The organism is Salmonella sp. SAL4457 (genome assembly GCF_046548235.1).
GTDB classification, from domain to species: Bacteria; Pseudomonadota; Gammaproteobacteria; order Enterobacterales; family Enterobacteriaceae; genus Salmonella; species Salmonella enterica.
On record NZ_JBGDZO010001458.1, the window covers coordinates 1 to 231 of the forward strand.

Below are 231 nucleotides of genomic sequence, written 5' to 3' on the forward strand. Positions count from 1 at the left end.
GCGGCAAGGTCGAGGACGCCATGCGGTTCCTGCTGCCGGCGGAAAACCGCCCGCCAAAGGGGGCCAGCCTGCGGGAAGACCTCGAAGTCCGCTTCAACAGTGCGGCGCAGCCAGGCGCCAAGGGCCCCTTCAGCGAGTTCCTGCAGAGCGAGGTGGTGCGCTTCATCGTCCAGGCGGGACAGCAGACCGACGTCAAGTTCCTGAGCGTCAGCGACTGGGACTACGCCCAGG

At 67.5% G+C, this 231-nt stretch carries 1 protein-coding gene; it reads left to right on the plus strand.

Features of this window, described 5'->3' with window-relative positions; genetic code table 11:
• The coding region (locus ACLJNW_RS29015; RefSeq protein WP_410962140.1) for a hypothetical protein at positions 1–231 on the plus strand (231 nt) is incomplete at both ends.